Below are 21,270 nucleotides of genomic sequence, written 5' to 3'. Positions count from 1 at the left end.
TATGATAACTCAATTATAGAGGACAGGTATGTGTATTCAAAGCGTAATGCACTTTTAATGTTCACATTAAGGATTTGTATGAAACGACTGCTCTGAAAGCAATCTTGAGCCACAACTAAGTATGGTAAAATGAAAAATAATTCTAAGAAATGAGGAACACCGGAATGTCTAACCTACCCAGCTGCCCGAAATGCAGCTCTGCTTATGTTTATGAGGACGGAGCTTTTCTCGTATGCCCGGAATGTGCTCATGAATGGTCTCCGGAAACAGAGAGTGAATCTGACGAAAAGGTTGTAAAAGATTCCAACGGAAACATCCTTCAAGATGGTGACTCTGTATCTGTTATTAAAGACCTTAAAGTCAAAGGGACATCTTCTGTTATTAAGATCGGCACGAAAGTAAAAGGCATTCGTCTCGTTGAAGGCGATCATGATATTGATTGTAAGATCGACGGATTTGGCGCGATGAAATTGAAGTCCGAGTTTGTAAAAAAGATATAGAGATTCAGAATAACCACCATTCTCCGGTGGTTATTTTTTTCGTAAAATAATCCTACTCCTCAAGATTCTAATTGGTTAATCCTTGTCCTTCCAGTATTTAACGCTTATTTTCTCTCAAAAAAAGCTGAAGAAACATAAATAAAAAAAGGTTAACAATCGAATACTTAGGGTATTTAAAGAAAGTATGTGTGCATAAAAATTTTAAATACAAACCTTTATATTCTACTATAGTAATTATTCATAGATTGATCGCAAAAGGAGAGGCAGAATGAATATACATTTTGAACAAAAAAAGCAGCAATTAGGTATTCGGGAAATTTGGGGAAGCAAACAGCAAACCATTTCTTCTGTCTGCTTTGATTCCAGAAACGTAACCAATAACTCTTCCTTTGTCTGTATAACTGGAGAACAATTTGACGGTCACACCTTTATTGAAAGTGCTATTCAGAACGGTGCAGTTGTGGTGGCCGGTGAAAATAAGAAGGTTTTAAAAGAGGCGAGCGAAGTTTATAGAGATCGTACATTCTTACTCGTTGAAGATGCTCGCGTATTTTTGGCTCAATTATCTATCCTTTTTAACGAACGTATACATGAACAATTAATAACAGTTGGTATTACTGGTACGAATGGTAAAACGACGGTCGCAGCTTATGTTAGATCGTTGATGAACCTTTGTGATGTAAAATCCGGTTCGATCGGAACTACCGGTATGATTTCCTCTACAGGAAATCTGGACATAAAACAGTCAACGCCAACAACGCCTGAAGCGCCTGATCTTCATCACATCTTCAAACAGTTTGTAGAGAATGGTGATCAGCTCGCTGCGATGGAAGTTACTTCTGTTGGAATTGAACAAAAAAGAACAGCAGGTATTCATTTTGATGTAGCCATTCACACAAACTTGTCACCAGAACATTTAGAGTTTCACCATACGTTTGAAAACTACAAACAAGCGAAGCTAAAGTTGTTTAAACAAGCAAAAAAAGCGGTTGTGAACATAGATGACGAAGGTATGGGTAAAGAAATCGTAGAGTTGTTTACAGGTCCTTTGCTAACGTACAGCATGAATGAAGAAAGCGGTGCGGATGTTATCGCGACGGCTGTTAAGCAGGTAGCGAACGGTACTTCGTTTACCTTATCTGTTCACGGAAAACATTATTCTGTCATAACACCATTTTATGGATCATATAATATAGCGAACCTCCTTTCTGCCATCTGTACAGGTTTGCATATTGGAATACCACTAGAAAAAATGCTTCAAGTTCTTCCTGAAATGACAGGACCAGAAGGAAGATTTGAAATCATCCATAAGCAAAAGCGAAAGATTATTTTGGATTACGCGCACACACCGGTTGCGTTACAAAACCTTGTAACAGAAGTGAAAAAGCTGCCATACAGTCGACTGATCGTGTTAGTCATGGGTATCGGAATAAGAGATAAAGAGAAGATGCCAAAAATGGCAGAAACGATTGAGAACCAAGCGGATGAAATCGTCGTGTCTGTTGATCATCCAGGATACAACGATCCGAGTGAGATCGTTGGTCACGTGATGAAAGGGTTCAAAAATCCTGACGCACCTAACATTCATTCAGAACTTACGCGACATGATGCAGTGATTAAGGCATTGTCTCTGAGTGAAGAGAATGACATTGTTCTCCTCACGAGCGGCTGCATCAATGGGGCTCAAATTGTAAAAGGTGAGAAGATCCCTCACTCTGACAAAGACATCATTGCTGACTTTTTTAGAAGTAAAAAAGTGGCGAAGAGTGGGAGAATGTTTGCTTCTTCTAAGATAAGATGGGTGCAGACACAAAAAAAGAATGTACTATAAAAGCTATAAAACGAACCCCTGCTGTAGATTAGCAGGGGTTTTCAACTGGATTTTTTCTTTTTCTCGATTAAGGTCCAGCTTTCGTACGTCGTCCAGAAAAAAAGCGCAGTAAGTAATGAAAATGGTTTTAAATCTTTTGGTAGATAGAGTAGCAGCAAAAATCCGATGATTACAAATGGAGGAAAGAGAATCAAAAATTTTCGTTTCTTCATCAAATAACCACCTCTCTAATGTAATCTTATCATAATAATATATTCGGATATGAGTAAGTAAGACTATTTATTGAATACTTATACGTGCAAAATGCAGTTTGAACGCATAACCCCTGAACAACCCGGGTATTGGTTAATACTTACAAAATGTTGAGGGAGCTGACAGCGTGAATACACTTTTCTTAGTTTCTTTTTTAGTGAGTTCGATTGTGACAGGAGCGAACTCGAGCGAAATGACCTTAAATCGGACGAGCAATGATGTAACCCAGACCGAAGAGGAATCACAGAGCTTTTCTGAGCCTATCAATACGGAAGAACAGCAAGAGGCTGTCTTAAAATTCATCAATGTGGACGTGGCAGCAGTATCTACTTACGAAGTACAAGCCTTTGATTCTTTAGCTAGCGTTTCAGGTGCAAACTATACAGACGACGAAACGATGTATTTGGAGTTAGTGGAAACGACGATTCCTGCCTATGAAAAAGCAGTTTCCCAAGCAAAAACCATCGATGTTCAAGGAGAAGAATTAGTGGGTATGAAAAGGCAAATCGTAAAAGCTACCGAAACATTTTACGAAGGTTTAATTCTTCAAAGACAAGCGTTAGAACAACAAGATGAAAATCTGATGACACAGTCTAATCTGAAATTAAAAGAATACTTTCAGTTGGTAGACGCTTACCACGCAGAGATGGAGTTGTTGAGCAAAAAATACGACATCGAATATAAAGATGCTCCAAGTCAATCAGAGCAAATGGAGCAAACAGAAGAAGGCGATTTCTTGTAAATGCTACGTCGCTAATCTAATTATTTGGGTTAGTGCCAGAACATAGACTTACTAAGACATCATGGACAAGTTGATTGGAGTGGAAGGTGGGAGACTCCTGGGGGATCAGCGGGACAGTTCGAAAAGTGGAGGTGGCTTGTTCAGCCCCGACAAGCAAAAGATGAATGGGTTTGAAGGCGCACTTTGCCTTCTTAGCCATTTAACTTTTGACCTCGAGGGGCTAGCCACTGCAACTAGACAGATGAGACAGCTCAGGGCGCAAAGCGTCGAGATGGCTCATCGCACACCCCCCGGAAAGCGAGCACCTGAAACGGAAATCAACTCTCACCAAAACACCTGCAAATTTTACAAAAAAAAGTAGCTACCCTATAAAAAAGGATAGCTACTTTTTCTTAATGTGCCTTTGATTCACTCACTTCTTCATCACGCACTGCAAAAACTTTCTTAGCAACCGTTAACGCGTTCAACACACGAGGAAAACCTGTATATGGAATCAAGTGCGTGATGCTCTCCACGATCTCTTCTTTTGTCAGTCCCGCCGTCAGCCCCGTATTGATATGAAGCTCCAATTGAGGCTCCGTTCCTTGTGTCACTAGAGAAGAAATCGTTACAAGCGCTCTCTGTTTGTTCGTGAGTCCTGCTCGTGAATAAATCTCGCCGTACGCAAATTCAATAATGTATTTCCCTACATCTGGCGCGATATCTTGCAGGTCATCTGAGATTTTTAAGTGCGTTGAAATGTCTTTGTTATCCGTTAACGTATACTCCATTAACTTATCTAATCCATTTTGAAAACGATCTTTTTCCATGAGTAGTGCCTCCTATAATCTGTATAGGAACTACTTTATCTCACTTCAAATTATTCGTAAAATACATATAATATATTTAAAGTATGCATTTTTTTTATAATTTTAGACCTTATTCGCTAAATGGTGAAAGCATATTAATAAATTCTCGAGTCGCATACGTAACGTATTTATCTTTCTTTTTTATTATACCTAGCTTATAAGGCAGTGAAGGATCAACGATCGGAATGGCTTTAACCAATGTTTGATCTACCTTTTTTGCAATTGACTCTGGAAAGATCGAAACCCCCAAGTTCTCCCCGATCATACCGCTGATAAAGTCCCATTGTGAGCTTTCATAGGATATCTTCGGATGAAAACCAGCTGTAATACACTCTTCGATTACACGATCATGTAAGGTAAAGCCTTCTTTAAAAATAATAAAAGATTCATTCTCCAATTCTTTCATCATTACTTTTTCTCTTTTCGCGAGCGGATGTGAGTGATGAACAAACAACATGAGCTGCTCCGTTAAGAAAGAAACAATCTCAAGTTTATCTTCATTTAAGGGCATGACGACAACCCCGAGATCTAAGAGTCCGTCATTCACTTCTTGTTGAACACGGTTCGCGCCATGTTCGACGAGCTGAATCTGTATTTCCGGATAAGAAGCTTTGAATTTCTTGATGATTTTAGGGAAAAATAAAAAGCCGATAAGCGGGGGAATTCCAATTTTGATTTTCCCTTTTTTTAAGTTCATTAAGTCGTAAAGGTTTGATGATAGGTTGTCCAAAGACTCTAGAATCATCTTGCTTTGCTCAAACACGATCTCGCCGGCTTCTGTTAGTTCGATCTGCCTGGAAGAACGATCGATTAGTTCCATCTCAAGTTCGTCTTCTAAACTTTTTACCATTTTACTAAGACTAGGCTGAGATAAATGCAGTACGGTAGAAGCTTTCGTGAAGCTTTTGTGCTTGGCCACAGCATGAAAATAGGTCAATTGTCGAATATCCATAGAGAGAACTCCATTCTATAACTTTTGTGCATACTATCTATAGTTATAATTCATTTTACTTAATAAATACACAGGAGTAAAATGTCCTTCGTGCAAAGAAAACTTTTGAAAAGTAAGTGCTAATAGATGAAAGCGCACTCTTTCTATATAAAAAAGGAGGAAAGATTTTGATTAGTATCATAATAGGTCTGGCTCTACTCATGTTTTTTGCGTACCTCGGCTGGTCGATCATCTGGGTTGCTCCAATCGTAGCGGGTATTGTTGCTCTAATGAGTGGTTTGGACTTGATGGACGCGTATACCAATACGTATATGACCGGCTTTGTAGATTTCGCAAAAGCATGGTTTCCGATCTTCTTATTAGGAGCTGTACTCGGTAAGTTGATGGAAGATACGGGAGCTGCTAAATCGGTTGCGATTCAGTTCACGAAGTTTATTGGTGAAAAACGTGCGATTCTTGGAGTTTTGGTAGCATCAGCTGTCTTAACTTACGGTGGCGTGAGTCTGTTTGTGGTTGTGTTTGCTATCTATCCGATCGCATTGGCATTGTTTAAAAAAGCAGATATCTCTAGAAGATTGATCGCACCTACGATCGTTCTTGGGGCATTCACGTTTACGATGACTGCTGTACCAGGAACACCACAGATTCAAAACTTAATTCCGATGAACACGTTTAAGACAACCCCTATGGCGGGTACCATTATCGGTATTGTAGCTACGCTGATTATGGCAGTTGGCGGCTATTTCTGGCTGAAGTTCAGAGAGAACCGTTTAACAGCAGCTGGTGAAAAGTATACAGAACCAAATAAATCAAAAGAGAATGAAGATGAAAATGAGGAGAACCTTCCAAACTGGATTCTTTCATTAGTTCCTTTAATCGTTGTTGTTATTTTACTTAATTTCTTAAAAATCGCTCCAATTCCTTCGTTATTAGCGGGAATTCTAGCTATTCTTATTATCAATATCAAGCAATACAAAACGTTCATTCCTTCTATGAATGAAGGTGCTAAAGGTTCTGTTATGGCCATCATCAATACGAGTGCTGCCGTTGGATTCGGTGCGGTTGTAACGAGTGTACCGGACTTCGACAAAATTACTGATATGCTTTTAGGAATCTCAAGCAACCCGCTCGTATCTGAATCCTTAGTCGTACAGCTTTTAGCGATGATCACAGGTTCAGCATCAGGCGGTATGGGAATCGCGTTACAAGCTCTTGGCGGAACGTATTATGATTTGTCTCAGTCAACAGGCATGAGTCCTGAAGCGTTCCATAGAATGGCATCCATTGCCTCTGGAGCATCGATCCTGCCTCATAACGGAGCATTGTTAACCCTTCTTGCGGTAACACAGTTAACGCATAAGGAAACGTACAAAGATGTATTTGTAGTCGCTTTAATTATCCCTACCATTGCCGTAATCGTAGGAATCATTATGGCAAGCATGGGTATTATATAAAAACTTTTTAGGAGTGAGTAGTATGGTAGAAAATAAAGTAGTCGTTATTACAGGTTCTGCAAGTGGAATCGGATTTGAAATCGGAAAAACATTCGCTCAAAACGGAAGCAAAGTAGTCTTAACTGACCTTAATGAAGAAGGCGTTAAAAAGGCTGCAGAAGAATTAAAAGGTCTTGGACTTGAAGCGATCGGTCTTAAAGCTGACGTTACAAGTGAAGAAGACATCAAGAGCATGATCGAAACTGCACACAAAGAGTATGGACGTGTTGACGTTCTGATCAACAACGCTGGTCTTCAGCACGTTTCACCAATCGAAGAGTTTCCAACAGCTAAATTCGAACTTATGATCAAAATCATGCTAACTGCACCATTCATCGCAACAAAGCATGTAATGCCGATCATGAAGCAACAAGGTTTCGGACGTATCATCAACATCTCATCCATCAATGGTTTAATCGGATTTGCTGGAAAAGCAGCTTATAACAGTGCGAAACATGGTGTAATCGGTCTTACAAAAGTAGCAGCATTAGAATCAGCAGCAGAAGGTGTTACAGTTAACGCACTTTGCCCAGGTTATGTGGACACACCACTTGTTCGTGGCCAGATGGAAGATTTAGCAAAAACAAGAAACGTTTCATTAGATAAAGTACTTGAAGAAGTTATCTATCCATTAGTTCCTCAAAAACGTCTGATGGAAGTTAGCGAGATCGCAGACTATGCGATGTTCTTGTCAAGCGACAAAGCGAAAAGTGTTACAGGACAAGCAATCGTAATCGATGGCGGTTATACTGCTCAATAATCTTAGTTTTGATGAACCTCAGCCATTTTATTGGCTGGGGTTTTCTTTTTGGGTGTTGTAAGAGGCGGCCTTTGTTTATCAGGGTTGAGGGTATATAAATAGGCGATAGCAGTCGATTAATGTCGACTCGTCAATATATGAGCAAAACTTGTGAAATTATAGACGAAACTATCGGAATTAATCCCAATATTTTACGAATCAGGACCGAATTTTCCAGAATAATCTTGCCATATACCCCTTATGGTATCAATTAAAATCACTTATGAGACACAAAGTGAAGCTTAAGATTTGTATACCATAGAAAAAACCGACTAAAATCATCATGTTTTAGTCGATTTTGTTCTTTTTATTCAATTTATCGCCTTTATAGCAAAGCGAGCATCAAGCTAAAGTGCTTCTCTAACCACTTTCTTATAATAGAGAACTGACAACACGCCAAAGATCGAATAGAGGATCGTATACATGACCATGACGATGATCATCGGTGTCCAAAGTTCAGCTCCGAACAGGAACCACCCAGATTGTACGGCGAAATAGCTATGAAGCAAGCCGACCACTAGTGGGATTCCAAAGTTAAAGAGCTGCTTATACTGAATACCCTTTAACAGGTCGCTCTGCGTGTAACCTAGTTTTCGCAGAATCATATAGTTTGGCTTTTCACTTTCTCCCTCGTCCATCTGTTTGAAGTAGAGGATACATCCAGAGGTGACGAGGAAAGTCAGTCCTAGGAAACTTACGATAAACATCATGAGTCCCATGTTTTTCTTTTGGTTCGTGCTGATTTCATGACGAGATTCATTGTATAGCTTTTTATACGTTTCGGTTGATTTAAACAGTTTATCTGCCTTTTCCAGTTGTTCTTTATTCTTAATATCAACCCCAATATAGAGGCTTGATTCTTTTTGTACCTTAGGATCGATATCTTTTTTCATCTTCTTAAAAATAGCATCATCAACGATTGCGGTTGGAACACCTCCAGCTGTGAAATACCAGGATACGGGATAAATATCTTCTAAGCCTACATAACGTTGAGTGAGCGTTTCGGTCTTTCCTTTTATTTTGATGGTTCCAGATTTCTTTAATGGCATAAACTTTTGAAGCAGATCGTCATAGCCAGTAAAGACCACTTCATCCCGTGAAACTTCCATGCCAGATACTGACTTTTCGCTGATTAAAGGAAGCGGCATCGCTTTCGGATTGATAGTGAGTTCATCTAAGCTTCGATCAATAAGCTGCGAGGCGTTAACCGTCACCTGAATCACTTCAATCGATTTTTCCGAATACGGAATATTGTTCTTCTTTAAAGCGGATTGGAACGTATCAGCGGACTCTCTATCAATGATTGAAAAGTCATGCGGAACATTTTTTTCAGCAGTTTTCTCTGCCGAATAATACGAGATATAAGCAAGGCACAACAAAGCGATCGAGAGCGCTGAAACGGTCGTAATGATCATAAGCAGAAGGGCATTCGACTTCATGCGGAACATGACAGATGCGAGCGACATCACTTCGTTGATCGATAGATAGCCACCTTTTCGTTTTCTCACTAGGTTCAGCAGAAAACTGACAGAGCCTTTGTAAAAGAAATACGTACCTAAAATGACGGCTGTCAAAATAAAGATCATTGCTCCAAATAATTGAGGCATCGTTGTAAAATCGCCGCCAAACAGTTTGGAAGATACGATATAACCTGTCGTGATTAGAACGAGACCCACGATTCCCATCACCATCTCAAAGCGAGAAAGTTTTTTCACAGTGATCTCAGTAGAAGAGGTGACACGGAATAGAGATAGTATGGTCTGCCTTTTAATGAATGTGTAGTTCATGATCATGATTAACAGATAGATTGCTGTAAAAACGAGAACGGTTTGTAGGAGTGCTTGTGGTGAAAACCTTAGAGATGCGATCGAATCTACACCAGTCGTTTTGAACAAAACGAGAATCATTAATTTTGAAAACGAAAATCCTGCAAAGATTCCGATCAAAAGAGAACCAAAGTAGAGGAATAAGTTTTCAATGGAAAGAATGCGAAAGATCTTACTTTTCGTCATCCCGATCAATTGGAACAGCCCGATTTCTTTGCTGCGTCGTTTGATAAAGATGTTGTTCGCGTAAAGCAGAAAGACGGATACGATTACAACAAGTAGGATAGAAGCGGCTCGAATCGCGGCTTCACCTTTTACTGAACCTTCAACAGCATCCATCGACGGATCATATTGAAGCGTTACAAATGCAAAGTAAAGAGCAGAACTGAATACTAAAGCAAAAACATATAAATAATAGTTTCTTAAGTTTTTCTTTAAGTTGCGAAAGATGAGCTGATTAATGTTCATGATGAACACCACCTAAAACACCTTGCGTTTTCATAATATCCTTAAAGAAACTTTGTCGATCTTGCTCTCCTTTCATAAGCTGCGTGTAGATCTGTCCGTCTTTTATAAACACCACACGGCTGCAATAGCTTGCTGCTACAGGATCATGCGTTACCATAAGAATGGTTGCTTGTCTGTTCTCGTTAAGACCGCTTAATTTGTTTAGAAGGTCAGACGCAGACTTGGAATCGAGAGCGCCGGTCGGTTCATCGGCGAAGATGATACTTGGCTCATGAATGAATGCACGAGCCGCAGATGTTCGTTGCTTTTGTCCACCTGAGATCTCGTTCGGATATTTATCTTTTATCTCGGAAATACCAAGCTCGGTTGCGACTTGCTCAAATTTCTTTTCAGCTTCCTTTTTCGGTGTTTTCGTTATCGAAAGCGGCAGCAGAATATTTTCTTTAACGGTCAATGTATCTAAAAGGTTGTAATCTTGGAAGATGAAACCAAGGTGGTTCTTTCTGAACTCTGCCAGCTGTTTTTCTTTCATGGCTGTCATCTCAAATGAGTTGATATGAATCGTACCTTCGCTCACTTGATCGATAGAGGATAGGACGTTCAACAATGTCGTTTTACCAGAGCCAGATGCTCCCATAATACTGATGAACTCACCTTTTTCAACAGAAAGATCGATGCCTTTAAGGACGTGCTGTTTATTATTTTTATTTCCATAGCTCTTATGAAGCTTAACGGCTTTCAATATACTCATGATTTTATTAACCCCTCTCTGATAGTTTCATTATAGAAAGCATTTCAGCTCTTTTCCTTCTGTTCAACGAACAAAACAGAAAAGCATGTGACACTTTCGTCACATGCCCATCGTTTGATCAAACTCATTTCTTTTTGGGAAAGCGAGCGTGACCGTTGTTCCTTCATTCCGTTTTGACCCTACAGAGAGTTGAATATGTAAAGAGTCTGCCGCTTTTTTGGCTAAATATAAGCCCATGCCGGTGGAAGCTTGATCCTGATGGTCTGTCGTTGACGTGAACCCTTTATCAAAGATACGAGGCATATCTTTTGTATCAATTCCTCGACCAAAGTCTTGAATCGATAAATAGTTTCTGTCGTTCATCTTATAAGAGTTGATGATAATCTCTGATGAATGGCTGTATTTCACAGCATTCGTTAAGATCTGGCGAATGATAAATGCTAGCCATTTGGTATCACTTAAGACATGGGTGACTTCAAGGTTAAAATCAAAGCCGATTCCTTTTTGAATGCACCATGACTGCAGCGTTTTAAGTTCGGAAAAAAGCAGCGTCTCAAGATCAGTCACTTCCATATAAAGATCGTTCTTAATAAAAGGAATTCTTTTTTGATGAAGCTGTTGATCGAGCAGAAGGTGGATACGAAGCCATTCGTAGGTCAGATCTCCTTTTAATGGCGTATCGTCCATCCGCTGTATCATGAGATGCATGGCCGTCAGCGGCGTTTTCACCTCATGAATCCAAGCAAGGAGATCGTCCTTTTCCTGTTCGATCAGTAAACGGTTTTCAGAAGCTGTTTGTTTTAAATGCTTTGTTTGTTCGGTAATGCTGTTTTTAACGATTTTTTCAAAAGGTGTAGAAGGTGATGACATATTAGAAAGATCAAAATCATTTTCTCTTTCCTCAAGCTGTTGGAAGAAGTCTGTTTCCTTCTGATACCGATAAAATAGAAAGAGGACAAAGACAATAAGTGAAATAAAAACGATATAGCCAACAGCAGAAAGGGGAATTGCTGGATCTAGATAGGCGATCAAGAGAAGGATCAGCTGTTGTAATAAAAACAAAAATATCCAGCTGCTGCGTTCGATCAAATAGCGTTTGATCATATAGAATCCTCTTCTATTGCACGATAGCCTTGTCCGACTTTTGTCTCGATGAATTGTCCGAGTTCGATTTCCTCTAGACGTTTTCTTAATCGATTCACATTTACGGTGAGTGTATTATCACTAATGAACTTTTTATCATCCCATAAGCTGTTGATGAGATTATCACGACTTACAATCTTATTCTTCTGCTCGATTAAGAGTTTCAGAATGAATACTTCATTCTTAGTTAGTTCGACGGAACCTTTTTCGTTCGTTACGATATTCTTTTCATAATCGATTTGAGCGCCACACCACGTTTTGAGACTAACGGTGTCTGTATTGTAATTATAAACACGTCGAAGAATCGCATGAATCTTGGCGATCAATACTTCAAAATGAAACGGTTTTTGAACAAAGTCATCTGCTCCAAGCTGCATGGATAGAACCATATCGCTCGGATGATCACGCGAAGACAGAAAGATGATCGGTACATTAGAATGCGTTCGAATATTTCGGCACCAATGAAAGCCATCAAACTTCGGTAGCTGTATATCGATTACAACAAGGTCAGGTTTAACCTCTGTAAACTCCTGCATCACTCGTCCAAAGTCAGTAATGCCATACACTTCATACGACCATTGGGACAATCGCTCTTTTATCTCGCTGAACAGTGTCGAATCATCTTCGATAAGCAAAATCTTAAACATCATTTATCACCACATCATTACTTGATATGTTTTTCAGTCTATAGCAAAACTTGGATATTTTCTAGGATGTGCATTTTTTTCACTCCGCAACCAACTCGTCTGTATAATATCGTTATCAAAAAAAGATGCCCAATTTAGGCACCGTTTCTGAAATAACTTATGAAGGTATTACCTCACTCATCAAAGCATGGGTATTTCCTTCTAAATCCTTATAAAATACCATCCATGTCTCCGTATGCTCCATCTTAGCAACAATATGAGGGGAGTCTAGGAAAAGTCTTGAGAGAGAGTTTTAAATTAATGTTCCACATGAAACAATAAAAATGTTCTAAATCATGGTAAAGTAAATCCAAAGAAATTCTGATAGGGTGGGAAAAAAAATGAGGAATATTACATTTGCGTTTTTATCTCTATTCTTATTATTAACAGGGTGTAGCGAAGTAACGCATAATACGGATTTGGAGAATTCCATTCAGTCTATTGTAAAAGACAAAAATAAAAGTCAGATAAACATAGACTCTTTAGCAAATTTTGAATGGGACAAGGGATATTTATTTCCACCATATACAGCAGAAGAAAGTATGGAGAAACAGATGGGCGTGAATTTTAAAGACCGAAGTAATATTTATAGCAGAGATGACATCTATCTATTAGTCTTTCTTAATAACGAAAAGGTTGTACAGTATGCGGAAATAAAACGTAACCAATCGGATTTTTCGATTGATGCTACGGAATATATTACTCCATCAAAAACTTTAATAAAAATTAATAGACATTGATTAAATTTAGGAAAAATAAACCGCAACAAGGTTCGTTGCGGTTTATTTTGCATGTCTGTATTTAAAACCTGCTTAACCTATCTTCGCACCCTCAAAACGAGTTGCGATTGGATTAACTTCTATTTCTATCGTTGCGCCTGATGGACTTGAGGCGACTACTTGAACTTCGTCGCCTCTTCTTAACTCGACGAGTGATGAAGTAGCTACAATCGCGTTTGGCGATGTAATCATTTCTTGATTTCCTGCAACAATCTCGCCGTTTACACGAATGCCAACGAATGCAGAATAGGGTGTTCCAGTATAAATCGGCAAAAAGATACTAGCTGTAAACGTATATATTCCGTTGCTCTTTGGAACAAACGTTGATGTATCTGGATTGTATTCATTGTTGCTATCAAAAACCTCTACCGGATATATCACTTGATTTGGTGTGGAGCCTAATATAAATTGAAACAAATCTTTAACCGCTTTAAAGGCAGAAACCTTTTGGCAAGGCTGAACCTTTCTATGCTTGCATTCACAATCTCTTTTCATATGTGCGTACGGATTCTGATCATAATGGTAGTACATACAAACTTTCCCTCCTATTTTCACTCTAATCTAGAAAATAGATCAGAGAATAATCTAATAGATTATTACTAGTAGATTATGCGGACAAGTTGTAAGTGGTGTATATGAATAGAGTAGGGGAAGGTGTTTTACTAGAAAGACTGAAAGAAAGCGATTAGAGAGTTCTAATCGCTGTTTAAAGGTGGCATCGCATATTCTTGCTAATCATATTTCACAACTGGCCATTTTTCTTTGCGAAGGGAATTCATGAGTTCAGGGCTAGCGTTTAAATTACTCTGCACGATTTCTTTAGGTGTTAAAGCCATCCATTGGTTCAATGAAACATCTGCAAAACGGTCACTTTTAAAAATCTCTAAAAACCATAAACTCTTATTTCCGGTATTCTGCACATAATGACCAAATGCGAACGGAACATATCCTACATCTCCCGCTCGTACGTCAAAAGTTCGTGCCGTTCCATTTCCAGCGAAAGCGGTCATCCGCCCTTGACCGGCTAAATAATATTGCCACTCATCATTATTCGGATGCCAATGCAACTCTCTCATTCCGCCGGGTTTTATTTCTACTAAAGCGGCAGCAATTCTCTGTGAGATCGGAAAGTTCGTAGAATCTACGATACGAACGGTACCACCGGGTGTAACGAGTGGTTTTTGAGCCATTAAACGGTGCGTGAAGCTCAACGGTACAGTTCCATATGGATCAGGTACGGCTTGTGTTTCAATCGGACCGGGAACCGTAGACTGATAAATATAACGTTGTTCAGTCGGAATGTTTGCGAATGCGCTTTCCGGTATACCGAAATTTGCTGAAAGAACCTCTTTCGGTGTATGTGCAAACCAATCTGAAATAGAGAATGTGCTCAGATCGGAGAAATTTCCATCATCGAATACGAGTAAAAACTCACAACCTTCTTCAAGTCCTTGAATCGAATGAGGAATGCCGGGAGGGAAGTACCAAAGATCACCTTCACCAACATCGGCGATGAAATTTCTGCCGTTTTGATCAACCGAGGTAATTCGAGCACGGCCTAATATCATATAAGCCCATTCCGCTTCTTGATGCCAATGAAGCTCCCTTACACCGCCTGGAGTCAGCCGCATGTTTACTCCGGCAAGTGTCTTGGCGACAGGAAGCTCCCGGACCGTAATCTCTCTCGACCAGCCCCCAAAATTCAATTGCATATGTGTATCAGAATAGGAAAACCGTAAATTTGGGACAGTTCCCGCATCTGTTGCAGGTGAAACTAACATATCGGGATTTTGTATGTCACGCATAACGTCGCGAGGTCCTAAGTCGGTCGCACCCGCACCATCACTGCGAATTGGTTGCGGAATCTGCATTGGTCTTCGTTGCTGTTGATCTTTATTGTTCTTATCCATGTGATGAGCTCCTCTCTTATAGAAGGTTCAAACGTCATCTATGTATGCATATGGAGCGGACATCTTGAACATGCAGATTTCTTGAGAAGGAGCCACACAAAGAAAAAACACCTAAAAAGCCTACGGCAGCTTAAAGGTGTTTCGTATGCGTGAAAATCTCATCTTGGTGGCTTTTAATGCGTTTTAATTGTGCCACGATAATAATGCTGATGATCACGAGCAAGAACCAGGAGCTGATCTTACCAATATGCACAAGTGACCAAGAGGCTTCTTGATTGGGATACTGCCAGGCTCCGAGAAACGTTGTAATGTTTTCAGCGATCCAGATAAAAAATCCGATCAACAAAAAGGAAAGAAGGATCGGCATTCTATAGACGCGTTCGTTGATCGTATAATGAACAACCGTCTTATAAAAGATAGGGAATAAAAGCAGAATTAGAATCCATCTGGCATCAAATAAGTAATGATGAGTAAAAAAGTTAAAGTAGATTAGTACGCATATTCCAAAAGAAAAGAGGGGATTCGGCCAGCCCTTAATCTGAAGGTCTAACCTCCGCCAGCTTTGGCAAATATAACTCGCAACACTTGCATACATAAAACCGCTGTAAAGAGGTACACCGTAGATCTTAGAATAAGCCTCTTCAGGATAGCTCCAAGACCCCATGTGAACTTTAAATAGCTCTAGAGCAAGTCCGATCAAGTGAAAGACACAGATGACTTTAAGTTCATCTATCGTTTCAAGTTTCGTTACGATCATGGCAACTTGTGTAAGGAGACAAAGAAGGAGTATGAAATCGTATCGAGGGATGAACGGAATGCTGACGAATTTTGAAAGAGCTAACGCACCAAAGATGATGACTGGAAAGATGCAAGAAAGTGCTTGTAAATAAGTGAATGTAAGAAGCGCTCTCAAATTAAACCACCCTTTTATGAGTTGATATGGAAATATATTGTATCCATAATAACCTATGGTGATCTAAATCTCATCATATAAAAAAATGTTTAGTTTAACATGAATCTGTCAGTTGACTTCTTTTACTTAAGCGCTGCATCCGCTAACGAATAGACGATCGCATCATCTGTTGGTGGATTATGAAGGCCGGCTCTTACATCTCGAAAATGCCGCTGAAGCGGATTTTGTACAGAAAGACTACGAGCCCCAACGATTCTCATCGCGAGATCAACGACCCTGTTTGCACTATTTGTTACAGAATGTTTAACGGCAGCGAGTTCTGTACCTAGATTTTGACGTTGTTCAGGGTGGTTTACCCATTTTTCAGCAACTGCATGAAGGATCGTTCTAGCTTGGAATAGCTCAAGTTCTATCTTTCCAATCTTTCTTCTCACCTCTGGTACGTCTGAGATAGGTCCCGATAAAGTGTTAGGGCTATACTCTGACGCAAATTCAATCGCGTAATTCCGCGCTGCTCTTGCGATGCCTAGGTATACAGCAGGCACCTGAAGATACCAGCCTTTAGGTATGAGGTTCTTCCCATCCTCTACGACTAGAAGATTTTCCTCACGTACATAAACGTCTTTCAAAAGGAGGTCATCACTTTTTGTTCCTCTCATAGAGATGCTGTCCCATGTTTCTTTTACAAAAACCCCTTTTTCCCGATGGTCCACTAAGAAAAATCCTTTATGATTAGTTTCTGAGATGGTAGCCGTAATGACTGAGTAATCTAGAGCTTCTGCCATAGAAGTAAAAGCTTTGCTTCCGTTGATCAACCATCCATCTGCTTTCTTGACCGCTGTTGTTGTAGGAATACCGCCTCGAGACGGACTTCCCGTCGCACGCTCTGTTTGTGCCAAGTTAATGAGTGCTTTTTGTTCAACAATTTTCCGGCTAAGATCAGCGAACGAGTTACCATTCCAATGCCGATTTTCTGCCGCCTCTAAAAGAGTACCGAGATGCCACCCAAGAGAGAGGGCAGTAGGAGCATCTCCCTCAGCTAAGTGCTCTTGAATGGTTAAGAACTCAAGTAGATTCAACCCTTTACCACCATATTCTTTTGGAATGGTAAGAGAAAGAAAGCCAGCATCCTTCAAATCTTGAAAGTTCTCATAAGGAAAAACGCCTTCTTGATCTACAAAATCTGCACGTTTCTTAAAAATTTCTTTTAGTCCTAGAGCGGTACTAACCGCTTCTTCAAAATGATCTATCTCAGTGGCTTTTCTCAAAGGTAAGCTCATAGTTCCCTCCTAAATTTTTTCAGTAAGGTTTTAGTAGATTGGTTTTGTTATTAGACATCTTTGATAGGTTGATTGGAGCGCAAGGTGCGAGACTCCTGTGGGACAAGCGGTCAGGTGAGACCCTTAAGGGCGCGAAGCGGCAAGGGGCTCACCGATTGCCCCACGGAAAGCGAGCACCTGGAGCGCAAATCATACGCTCACAAGTACAGCGAAGGACACCAAAAACAAAAAAGCCCTCTTTCAAAGACGAAAGAGGACGTAGATTCCATATGCTTACACGCTCTCTCATCTATCAGACATTCAAAAAAACATCTGCTGGAATTAGCACCTTTCTTTATAAAAAGCGGTTGCTGCAGGATCGTAGGACCAGTTCCTCCCCTGACTCTTGATAAGATATATTATTTAATTATTAGTCATCACTATAGAGGAAAAAGCAAACCACTGTCAACTAAAAACTGATTGTTAAGAAAATTATTTTATTTCTATAAATTCCATTGACAGTCTATTTTTATTCCTGTATATTTCGTAACTAAATTGAATAATATCGATTCCTTATCGAGAGAGGTGGAGGGACTGGCCCTTTGAAGCCTCGGCAACAACTATTTTTAGGATTGTGCCAATTCCAGCAGGCGAAAGCTTGAAAGATAAGAGGAAATCTATATACGTATGTTTATTTCACGTATTTTTAAACCTCTTCTCATCACTGAAGAGGTTTTTTTATTTTCTCTTGGAGCGGGGTACAAAAAAAATTGGAACGGAGGAATTTATTTTGAGTAAAGAAATTTTGTTAAACGCGTTTGAGATGACAAGTGCCATGCACAATTCTCATGGCCTTTGGAAGCACCCGGAGAACAAGAGACATAGAAGTTATAAGGATCTGAACTATTGGATCGAGTATGCGAAGCTTTTAGAAAGAGGAAAGTTTGACGCTGTATTTTTTGCGGATGTGTTAGGGATTTATGACGTTTATAAACAAAGTAAAGCTCCTTCTATTCGCGATGGGCTTCAAGTTCCATTAAACGATCCGGCACTTCTCGTGTCGGCCATGGCAAGCGTAACAGCGAACCTGTCATTTGCCGTGACGGTGAGTACAACATATGAACAGCCATTTGGCAACGCGCGTCGTTTTTCTACTTTAGACCATCTAACGAATGGGCGAATCGCATGGAATGTAGTCACTTCTTATCTGCCAAACGCGGCGAGGAATTTTGGATTGCAGAATATGATCAAGCACGATGAACGGTATAACATCGCGGATGAATATTTGGATGTTTCGTATAAGCTTTGGGAGAGCAGCTGGGAAGATGGAGCTGTTGTAGAAGATGTTGAAAACAATAAATTAGTGGATCCCGGTAAGGTACATGAGATCAATCATGAGGGGCAATACTTCAGCGTTGAAGGACCTCACTTAAGCGAGCCTTCTCTGCAGCGGACACCTGTGATCTACCAGGCGGGAACGTCTGAGCGTGGCCGTGATTTTGCGGCAAAGCATGCGGAGTGTATCTTTGTAGGTGGTCCAACACCAGAGAGAATTCGCTTTTATGCTGACGATATCCGTAAGCTCGCTGCAAAACACGGCCGAAATCCAGAAAACATTAAAATCTTTTCTTTTTTAAACGTGGTGGTAGGAAGAACCACTGAGGAAGCCGAGGAAAAATTTAAAGAGTATGCAAGTGTTTGGAGTGCTGATGCTGCAAAAGCTCAATATGGAGCAAGTGGATATGATATCGCGGAATATGAAGATTTAGATCCGGAACTTCCATTCTCGTACAATAAATCAACAGAAGGCGGACATTACAAGGCCGCTACGCTCACTACGGATGCTCCTAAACCGTTAACAATAGGTGAGGTATTGAATCGCTTCGAGTCACCTGACAGAGGTAGTTTTATAGTCGGCAATCCAGAAGAGGTAGCGGATGGTATACAAAAGCAGTTCGAAGAGTCTGGGGTGGATGGTTTCAACCTTAATCACCTCGTAACACCAGGAGACTTAGAAGCTTTCGTGGAGCTTGTTGTACCTGTTCTTCAAGAAAGAGGACTCTATAAAAAAGAGTACAACAGTGGCACGCTTCGTGAAAAACTATTCTCACCCGGACAACCGCTACTGCCAAACGATCATCCTGCAGCTAGATTTAGACCGGTGCTAACGGAAAGTAAATAAATAGAGAGTGAGTGAGGAGAGAAAACATATGAAACGATTTAACTTATTTCTTACAGCAGCTTTATTAATCGGCGTTTTAGCGGGATGTGGCGCTTCGGGTGAAAAAGAAAGTAAAGAGATCACGCTCGGCGCAACTGTGCCTTACAGCGACATGCTTGAAAAAGGTGTGAAGCCATACCTAGAGAAAAAAGGATACAGCGTTGAAGTGAAAGAGTTTAATGATTATGTACAACCGAACATCTCTTTAAAGAGCGGTTCGCTAAATGCAAACCTGTTTCAGCATAAAGTGTACATGGACGCTTTTTCAGAAGAGAATGATATGAAACTAGCTTAAGTTGTTACCGTACCCACTGCACCAATCGGTATCTATTCTAAAAAATTCAAGTCTATAGACGAAATCAAGCCTGGAAGTACGGTTTCACTAGCCAATGATCCTACGAATTTAGCAAGAGGACTTACTGTTTTGAGAGACAATGGACTAATTGAGATCGATTCTTCAGCAAACCCGTTAAGAGTCTCAGAAAAAGATGTGACAAAAAATCCAAAGAACTTGAAGTTCCAGCCTGTTGAAGCTGCTCAAACTCCAAGAACGCTAGACTCGGTAGATCTAGCTGCGGTAAACGGAAACTTTGCAATTTCATCGGGTCTAGATCTAAAGGATGCGCTTGTAAAAGATAAACTTCCAGAGGAGATCATCAATCGAATCGTTGTGCTAGAGAAAGATAAGAATTCACAGCTGGCAAAAGATCTTAAAGACGCAGTAGAATCCGACTCGTTCAAAAAAGTCATACAAAGTGATTTTGAAGAGTTTCATAAGCCAGATTGGATGAACAAGTAACTCCATAAAAAATCAGCTTATTATTTCGTGGAAATGCTGTACGAAAGCCGTTACCAACTCTCTTAAATGCTCATAGAATACGTTATGTTGACTCAAGGGGGGATTAATATGAGTAACTGCCCGCACTGTGGCCTTTTCCGATACGATTTAAGTGGCTGTATCTGTTCTGATAAAGATTTTAATAGTGATTGGAATCAAAGATACATTGAAGAAATCTTCAATCCAAACAACAATCAGGTGAATGGATCTAAAAAGACGAGACGTCAGAATCTCTTAGATCTGTAAGAACAATAAGACTTATTTATTCTTACTATAAACGTTAAAAAGCCGACTTAATGATTTGTTTTTCTGCAGATCTTGAGTTGGCTTATTTTATTTGAAATCAAACAAAACTTCACCAACTTCAATTTTTTTACAATTCCAATTGAAATTTGTGTTAAAATCCAGAGTGTGAAAAAACAGATATATTTTAATCTTTAAAGGGAGGATTACCATTGAATACACTAGAGTACAGATTAGAAAATATGCAAACAATAAAAACATTTGAAGAAATATCTAGTTTAGAAATCAGTATAAGATTCTTTGTTAACTATTGGGTAAACGAAGGAAAGGTTTATGGAAATAGGGGTAATTATTATACACAGGGGAAATATATCATTGATATGTATGAATGCAAGGATGAACAGCCATATTCTTGCACTATTGAAAAAGTACCGAACACAATTGAATACCGTTTGTTTCATTCAGATAGAAAGATAATTAAAGAATCTACCGAAACAAGCCTAGAGGGAATAATGTTAGCTTTATCCTTAGACAGCGTTACAATTGATAACAATACATACAAGCGTTTATCTCTCGAATTTGGATAGAGAAGTGTATGTATACTATCTAAACGGATAAATTATTTGCATCGCCATTGAATGGCGATGCTATTTTTTTTGAATTGTAAAAGTAATAATCTATACAAGATCTTGTTATTAAGGATTTCTTACTCCTTTCATGCAAGTTGATTGGAGCGGAAGGTTGCCGACTCCTATGGGACGAGCGGTCAGGTGGAGCACCTAATGGCACGTAGTGGCAGGAGGCTCACCGTTCGCC

At 39.8% G+C, this 21,270-nt stretch carries 20 protein-coding genes, 2 pseudogenes and 2 riboswitches; of the genes and pseudogenes, 10 read left to right on the top strand and 12 right to left on the bottom strand.

The features are described from left to right. The first annotated feature begins 164 nt into the window (after window positions 1–164). A complete protein-coding gene (locus IHV11_RS15610) occupies window positions 165–500 on the top strand; it encodes a zinc ribbon domain-containing protein YjdM (protein WP_197195432.1) in 336 nt (111 codons plus the stop codon). A gap of 268 nt (window positions 501–768) precedes the next feature. Further along, window positions 769–2,331, top strand: a complete 1,563-nt coding sequence (locus tag IHV11_RS15605) for a UDP-N-acetylmuramoyl-L-alanyl-D-glutamate--2,6-diaminopimelate ligase (RefSeq protein WP_197195431.1) — start codon at window positions 769–771, stop codon at window positions 2,329–2,331. 41 nt (window positions 2,332–2,372) lie between these two features. On the opposite strand, the gene IHV11_RS15600 is transcribed toward IHV11_RS15605, so the two are convergent. Beyond that, window positions 2,373–2,543 carry a hypothetical protein gene (locus IHV11_RS15600; protein ID WP_197190295.1) on the bottom strand — a complete coding sequence of 57 codons (171 nt, stop codon included), beginning with the start codon at window positions 2,541–2,543 and terminating at the stop codon, window positions 2,373–2,375. A 167-nt stretch (window positions 2,544–2,710) separates the two neighbouring features. On the opposite strand from IHV11_RS15600, the gene IHV11_RS15595 reads away from it, so the two are divergent. Further along, entirely contained in the window at window positions 2,711–3,325 is a 615-nt protein-coding gene (locus IHV11_RS15595) for a hypothetical protein (RefSeq protein ID WP_197195430.1), read from the top strand. Window positions 3,326–3,717: 392 nt separating this feature from the next. On the opposite strand, the gene IHV11_RS15590 is transcribed toward IHV11_RS15595, so the two are convergent. Further along, the gene (locus IHV11_RS15590; RefSeq protein WP_197195429.1) at window positions 3,718–4,134 is read right to left on the bottom strand and encodes a carboxymuconolactone decarboxylase family protein; all 417 of its coding nucleotides are present in this window, start codon (window positions 4,132–4,134) and stop codon (window positions 3,718–3,720) included. 109 nt (window positions 4,135–4,243) lie between these two features. Further along, complete coding sequence (locus tag IHV11_RS15585) at window positions 4,244–5,125, bottom strand: LysR family transcriptional regulator (protein ID WP_197195428.1); 882 nt, start codon at window positions 5,123–5,125, stop codon at window positions 4,244–4,246. Between the two features lie 167 nt (window positions 5,126–5,292). Here IHV11_RS15585 and IHV11_RS15580 point away from each other — a divergent pair, with 167 nt between their 5' ends. Further along, the gene (locus IHV11_RS15580) at window positions 5,293–6,579 is read left to right on the top strand and encodes a GntP family permease (protein ID WP_197195427.1); all 1,287 of its coding nucleotides are present in this window, start codon (window positions 5,293–5,295) and stop codon (window positions 6,577–6,579) included. A 22-nt stretch (window positions 6,580–6,601) separates the two neighbouring features. Beyond that, complete coding sequence (locus IHV11_RS15575; protein WP_144696624.1) at window positions 6,602–7,378, top strand: 3-hydroxybutyrate dehydrogenase; 777 nt, start codon at window positions 6,602–6,604, stop codon at window positions 7,376–7,378. Between the two features lie 386 nt (window positions 7,379–7,764). Here IHV11_RS15575 and IHV11_RS15570 read toward each other — a convergent pair whose 3' ends face one another. From IHV11_RS15570 to IHV11_RS21530, 5 genes and pseudogenes are all read right to left on the bottom strand, one after another. Next, window positions 7,765–9,711, bottom strand: coding sequence for an ABC transporter permease (locus tag IHV11_RS15570; RefSeq protein WP_197195426.1), 1,947 nt, complete (start codon window positions 9,709–9,711; stop codon window positions 7,765–7,767). Continuing rightward, the gene (locus IHV11_RS15565) at window positions 9,701–10,462 is read right to left on the bottom strand and encodes an ABC transporter ATP-binding protein (protein WP_197195425.1); all 762 of its coding nucleotides are present in this window, start codon (window positions 10,460–10,462) and stop codon (window positions 9,701–9,703) included. Before IHV11_RS15565 ends, IHV11_RS15570 begins: the two co-directional genes overlap by 11 nt. A gap of 99 nt (window positions 10,463–10,561) precedes the next feature. Continuing rightward, entirely contained in the window at window positions 10,562–11,566 is a 1,005-nt protein-coding gene (locus IHV11_RS15560) for a sensor histidine kinase (RefSeq protein WP_197195424.1), read from the bottom strand. Next, window positions 11,563–12,252, bottom strand: a complete 690-nt coding sequence (locus IHV11_RS15555) for a response regulator transcription factor (RefSeq protein ID WP_197195481.1) — start codon at window positions 12,250–12,252, stop codon at window positions 11,563–11,565. Before IHV11_RS15555 ends, IHV11_RS15560 begins: the two co-directional genes overlap by 4 nt. 157 nt (window positions 12,253–12,409) lie before the next feature. Beyond that, window positions 12,410–12,526, bottom strand: a pseudogene (locus IHV11_RS21530) (VOC family protein); the annotation flags it as partial. Between the two features lie 106 nt (window positions 12,527–12,632). Between IHV11_RS21530 and IHV11_RS15550 the strand changes: the two are divergent. Continuing rightward, window positions 12,633–13,031: a hypothetical protein gene (locus IHV11_RS15550; protein WP_197195423.1), complete on the top strand. Its 399-nt coding sequence runs from the start codon at window positions 12,633–12,635 to the stop codon at window positions 13,029–13,031. Window positions 13,032–13,103: 72 nt separating this feature from the next. Here IHV11_RS15550 and IHV11_RS15545 read toward each other — a convergent pair whose 3' ends face one another. From IHV11_RS15545 to IHV11_RS15530, 4 genes are all read right to left on the bottom strand, one after another. Further along, window positions 13,104–13,601 carry a C1q-like domain-containing protein gene (locus IHV11_RS15545; protein ID WP_197132834.1) on the bottom strand — a complete coding sequence of 166 codons (498 nt, stop codon included), beginning with the start codon at window positions 13,599–13,601 and terminating at the stop codon, window positions 13,104–13,106. 200 nt (window positions 13,602–13,801) lie between these two features. Further along, window positions 13,802–14,980: an oxalate decarboxylase family bicupin gene (locus IHV11_RS15540; RefSeq protein WP_305069365.1), complete on the bottom strand. Its 1,179-nt coding sequence runs from the start codon at window positions 14,978–14,980 to the stop codon at window positions 13,802–13,804. A gap of 130 nt (window positions 14,981–15,110) precedes the next feature. Beyond that, a complete protein-coding gene (locus tag IHV11_RS15535; RefSeq protein WP_231620349.1) occupies window positions 15,111–15,893 on the bottom strand; it encodes a DUF817 domain-containing protein in 783 nt (260 codons plus the stop codon). Between the two features lie 122 nt (window positions 15,894–16,015). After that, on the bottom strand, window positions 16,016–17,173 hold the full coding sequence (locus IHV11_RS15530; protein WP_197195422.1) for an acyl-CoA dehydrogenase family protein: 1,158 nt from the start codon (window positions 17,171–17,173) through the stop codon (window positions 16,016–16,018). A 282-nt stretch (window positions 17,174–17,455) separates the two neighbouring features. Beyond that, window positions 17,456–17,568: riboswitch (SAM riboswitch) on the bottom strand. Between the two features lie 154 nt (window positions 17,569–17,722). Continuing rightward, window positions 17,723–17,824, top strand: a riboswitch (SAM riboswitch). Window positions 17,825–17,942: 118 nt separating this feature from the next. Here IHV11_RS15530 and IHV11_RS15525 point away from each other — a divergent pair. From IHV11_RS15525 to IHV11_RS15510, 4 genes and pseudogenes are all read left to right on the top strand, one after another. Beyond that, a complete protein-coding gene (locus IHV11_RS15525) occupies window positions 17,943–19,334 on the top strand; it encodes an LLM class flavin-dependent oxidoreductase (RefSeq protein WP_197195421.1) in 1,392 nt (463 codons plus the stop codon). A 28-nt stretch (window positions 19,335–19,362) separates the two neighbouring features. Continuing rightward, window positions 19,363–20,172 (top strand): annotated as a pseudogene (locus IHV11_RS15520) (MetQ/NlpA family ABC transporter substrate-binding protein). Between the two features lie 108 nt (window positions 20,173–20,280). Beyond that, on the top strand, window positions 20,281–20,457 hold the full coding sequence (locus IHV11_RS15515; protein ID WP_197132846.1) for a hypothetical protein: 177 nt from the start codon (window positions 20,281–20,283) through the stop codon (window positions 20,455–20,457). A 209-nt stretch (window positions 20,458–20,666) separates the two neighbouring features. After that, window positions 20,667–21,041 (top strand): hypothetical protein, encoded by a 375-nt coding sequence (locus IHV11_RS15510; protein WP_197195420.1) that lies wholly within the window; start codon window positions 20,667–20,669, stop codon window positions 21,039–21,041. The last annotated feature ends 229 nt before the right edge of the window (window positions 21,042–21,270 follow it).

It is taken from the genome of Fictibacillus sp. 26RED30 (assembly GCF_015903845.1).
Lineage (GTDB): Bacteria > Bacillota > Bacilli > Bacillales > Fictibacillaceae > Fictibacillus > Fictibacillus phosphorivorans.
Note: the sequence above shows the minus strand (reverse complement) of the source record. Positions and strands in the feature narration are given on the sequence as shown.

Excerpts from the sequence above, each read along its gene's own strand:
- IHV11_RS15610 (WP_197195432.1), top strand. The coding sequence starts at position 165 with ATGTCTAACCTACCCAGCTGCCCGAAATGCAGCTCTGCTTATGTTTAT.
- IHV11_RS15605 (WP_197195431.1), top strand. The coding sequence starts at position 769 with ATGAATATACATTTTGAACAAAAAAAGCAGCAATTAGGTATTCGGGAA.
- IHV11_RS15600 (WP_197190295.1), bottom strand. The coding sequence starts at position 2,543 with ATGAAGAAACGAAAATTTTTGATTCTCTTTCCTCCATTTGTAATCATC.
- IHV11_RS15590 (WP_197195429.1), bottom strand. The coding sequence starts at position 4,134 with ATGGAAAAAGATCGTTTTCAAAATGGATTAGATAAGTTAATGGAGTAT.
- IHV11_RS15585 (WP_197195428.1), bottom strand. The coding sequence starts at position 5,125 with ATGGATATTCGACAATTGACCTATTTTCATGCTGTGGCCAAGCACAAA.
- IHV11_RS15575 (WP_144696624.1), top strand. The coding sequence starts at position 6,602 with ATGGTAGAAAATAAAGTAGTCGTTATTACAGGTTCTGCAAGTGGAATC.
- IHV11_RS15570 (WP_197195426.1), bottom strand. The coding sequence starts at position 9,711 with ATGAACATTAATCAGCTCATCTTTCGCAACTTAAAGAAAAACTTAAGA.
- IHV11_RS15565 (WP_197195425.1), bottom strand. The coding sequence starts at position 10,462 with ATGAGTATATTGAAAGCCGTTAAGCTTCATAAGAGCTATGGAAATAAA.
- IHV11_RS15560 (WP_197195424.1), bottom strand. The coding sequence starts at position 11,566 with ATGATCAAACGCTATTTGATCGAACGCAGCAGCTGGATATTTTTGTTT.
- IHV11_RS15555 (WP_197195481.1), bottom strand. The coding sequence starts at position 12,252 with ATGTTTAAGATTTTGCTTATCGAAGATGATTCGACACTGTTCAGCGAG.
- IHV11_RS15550 (WP_197195423.1), top strand. The coding sequence starts at position 12,633 with ATGAGGAATATTACATTTGCGTTTTTATCTCTATTCTTATTATTAACA.
- IHV11_RS15545 (WP_197132834.1), bottom strand. The coding sequence starts at position 13,601 with ATGTACTACCATTATGATCAGAATCCGTACGCACATATGAAAAGAGAT.
- IHV11_RS15540 (WP_305069365.1), bottom strand. The coding sequence starts at position 14,980 with ATGGATAAGAACAATAAAGATCAACAGCAACGAAGACCAATGCAGATT.
- IHV11_RS15530 (WP_197195422.1), bottom strand. The coding sequence starts at position 17,173 with ATGAGCTTACCTTTGAGAAAAGCCACTGAGATAGATCATTTTGAAGAA.
- IHV11_RS15515 (WP_197132846.1), top strand. The coding sequence starts at position 20,281 with ATGAGTAACTGCCCGCACTGTGGCCTTTTCCGATACGATTTAAGTGGC.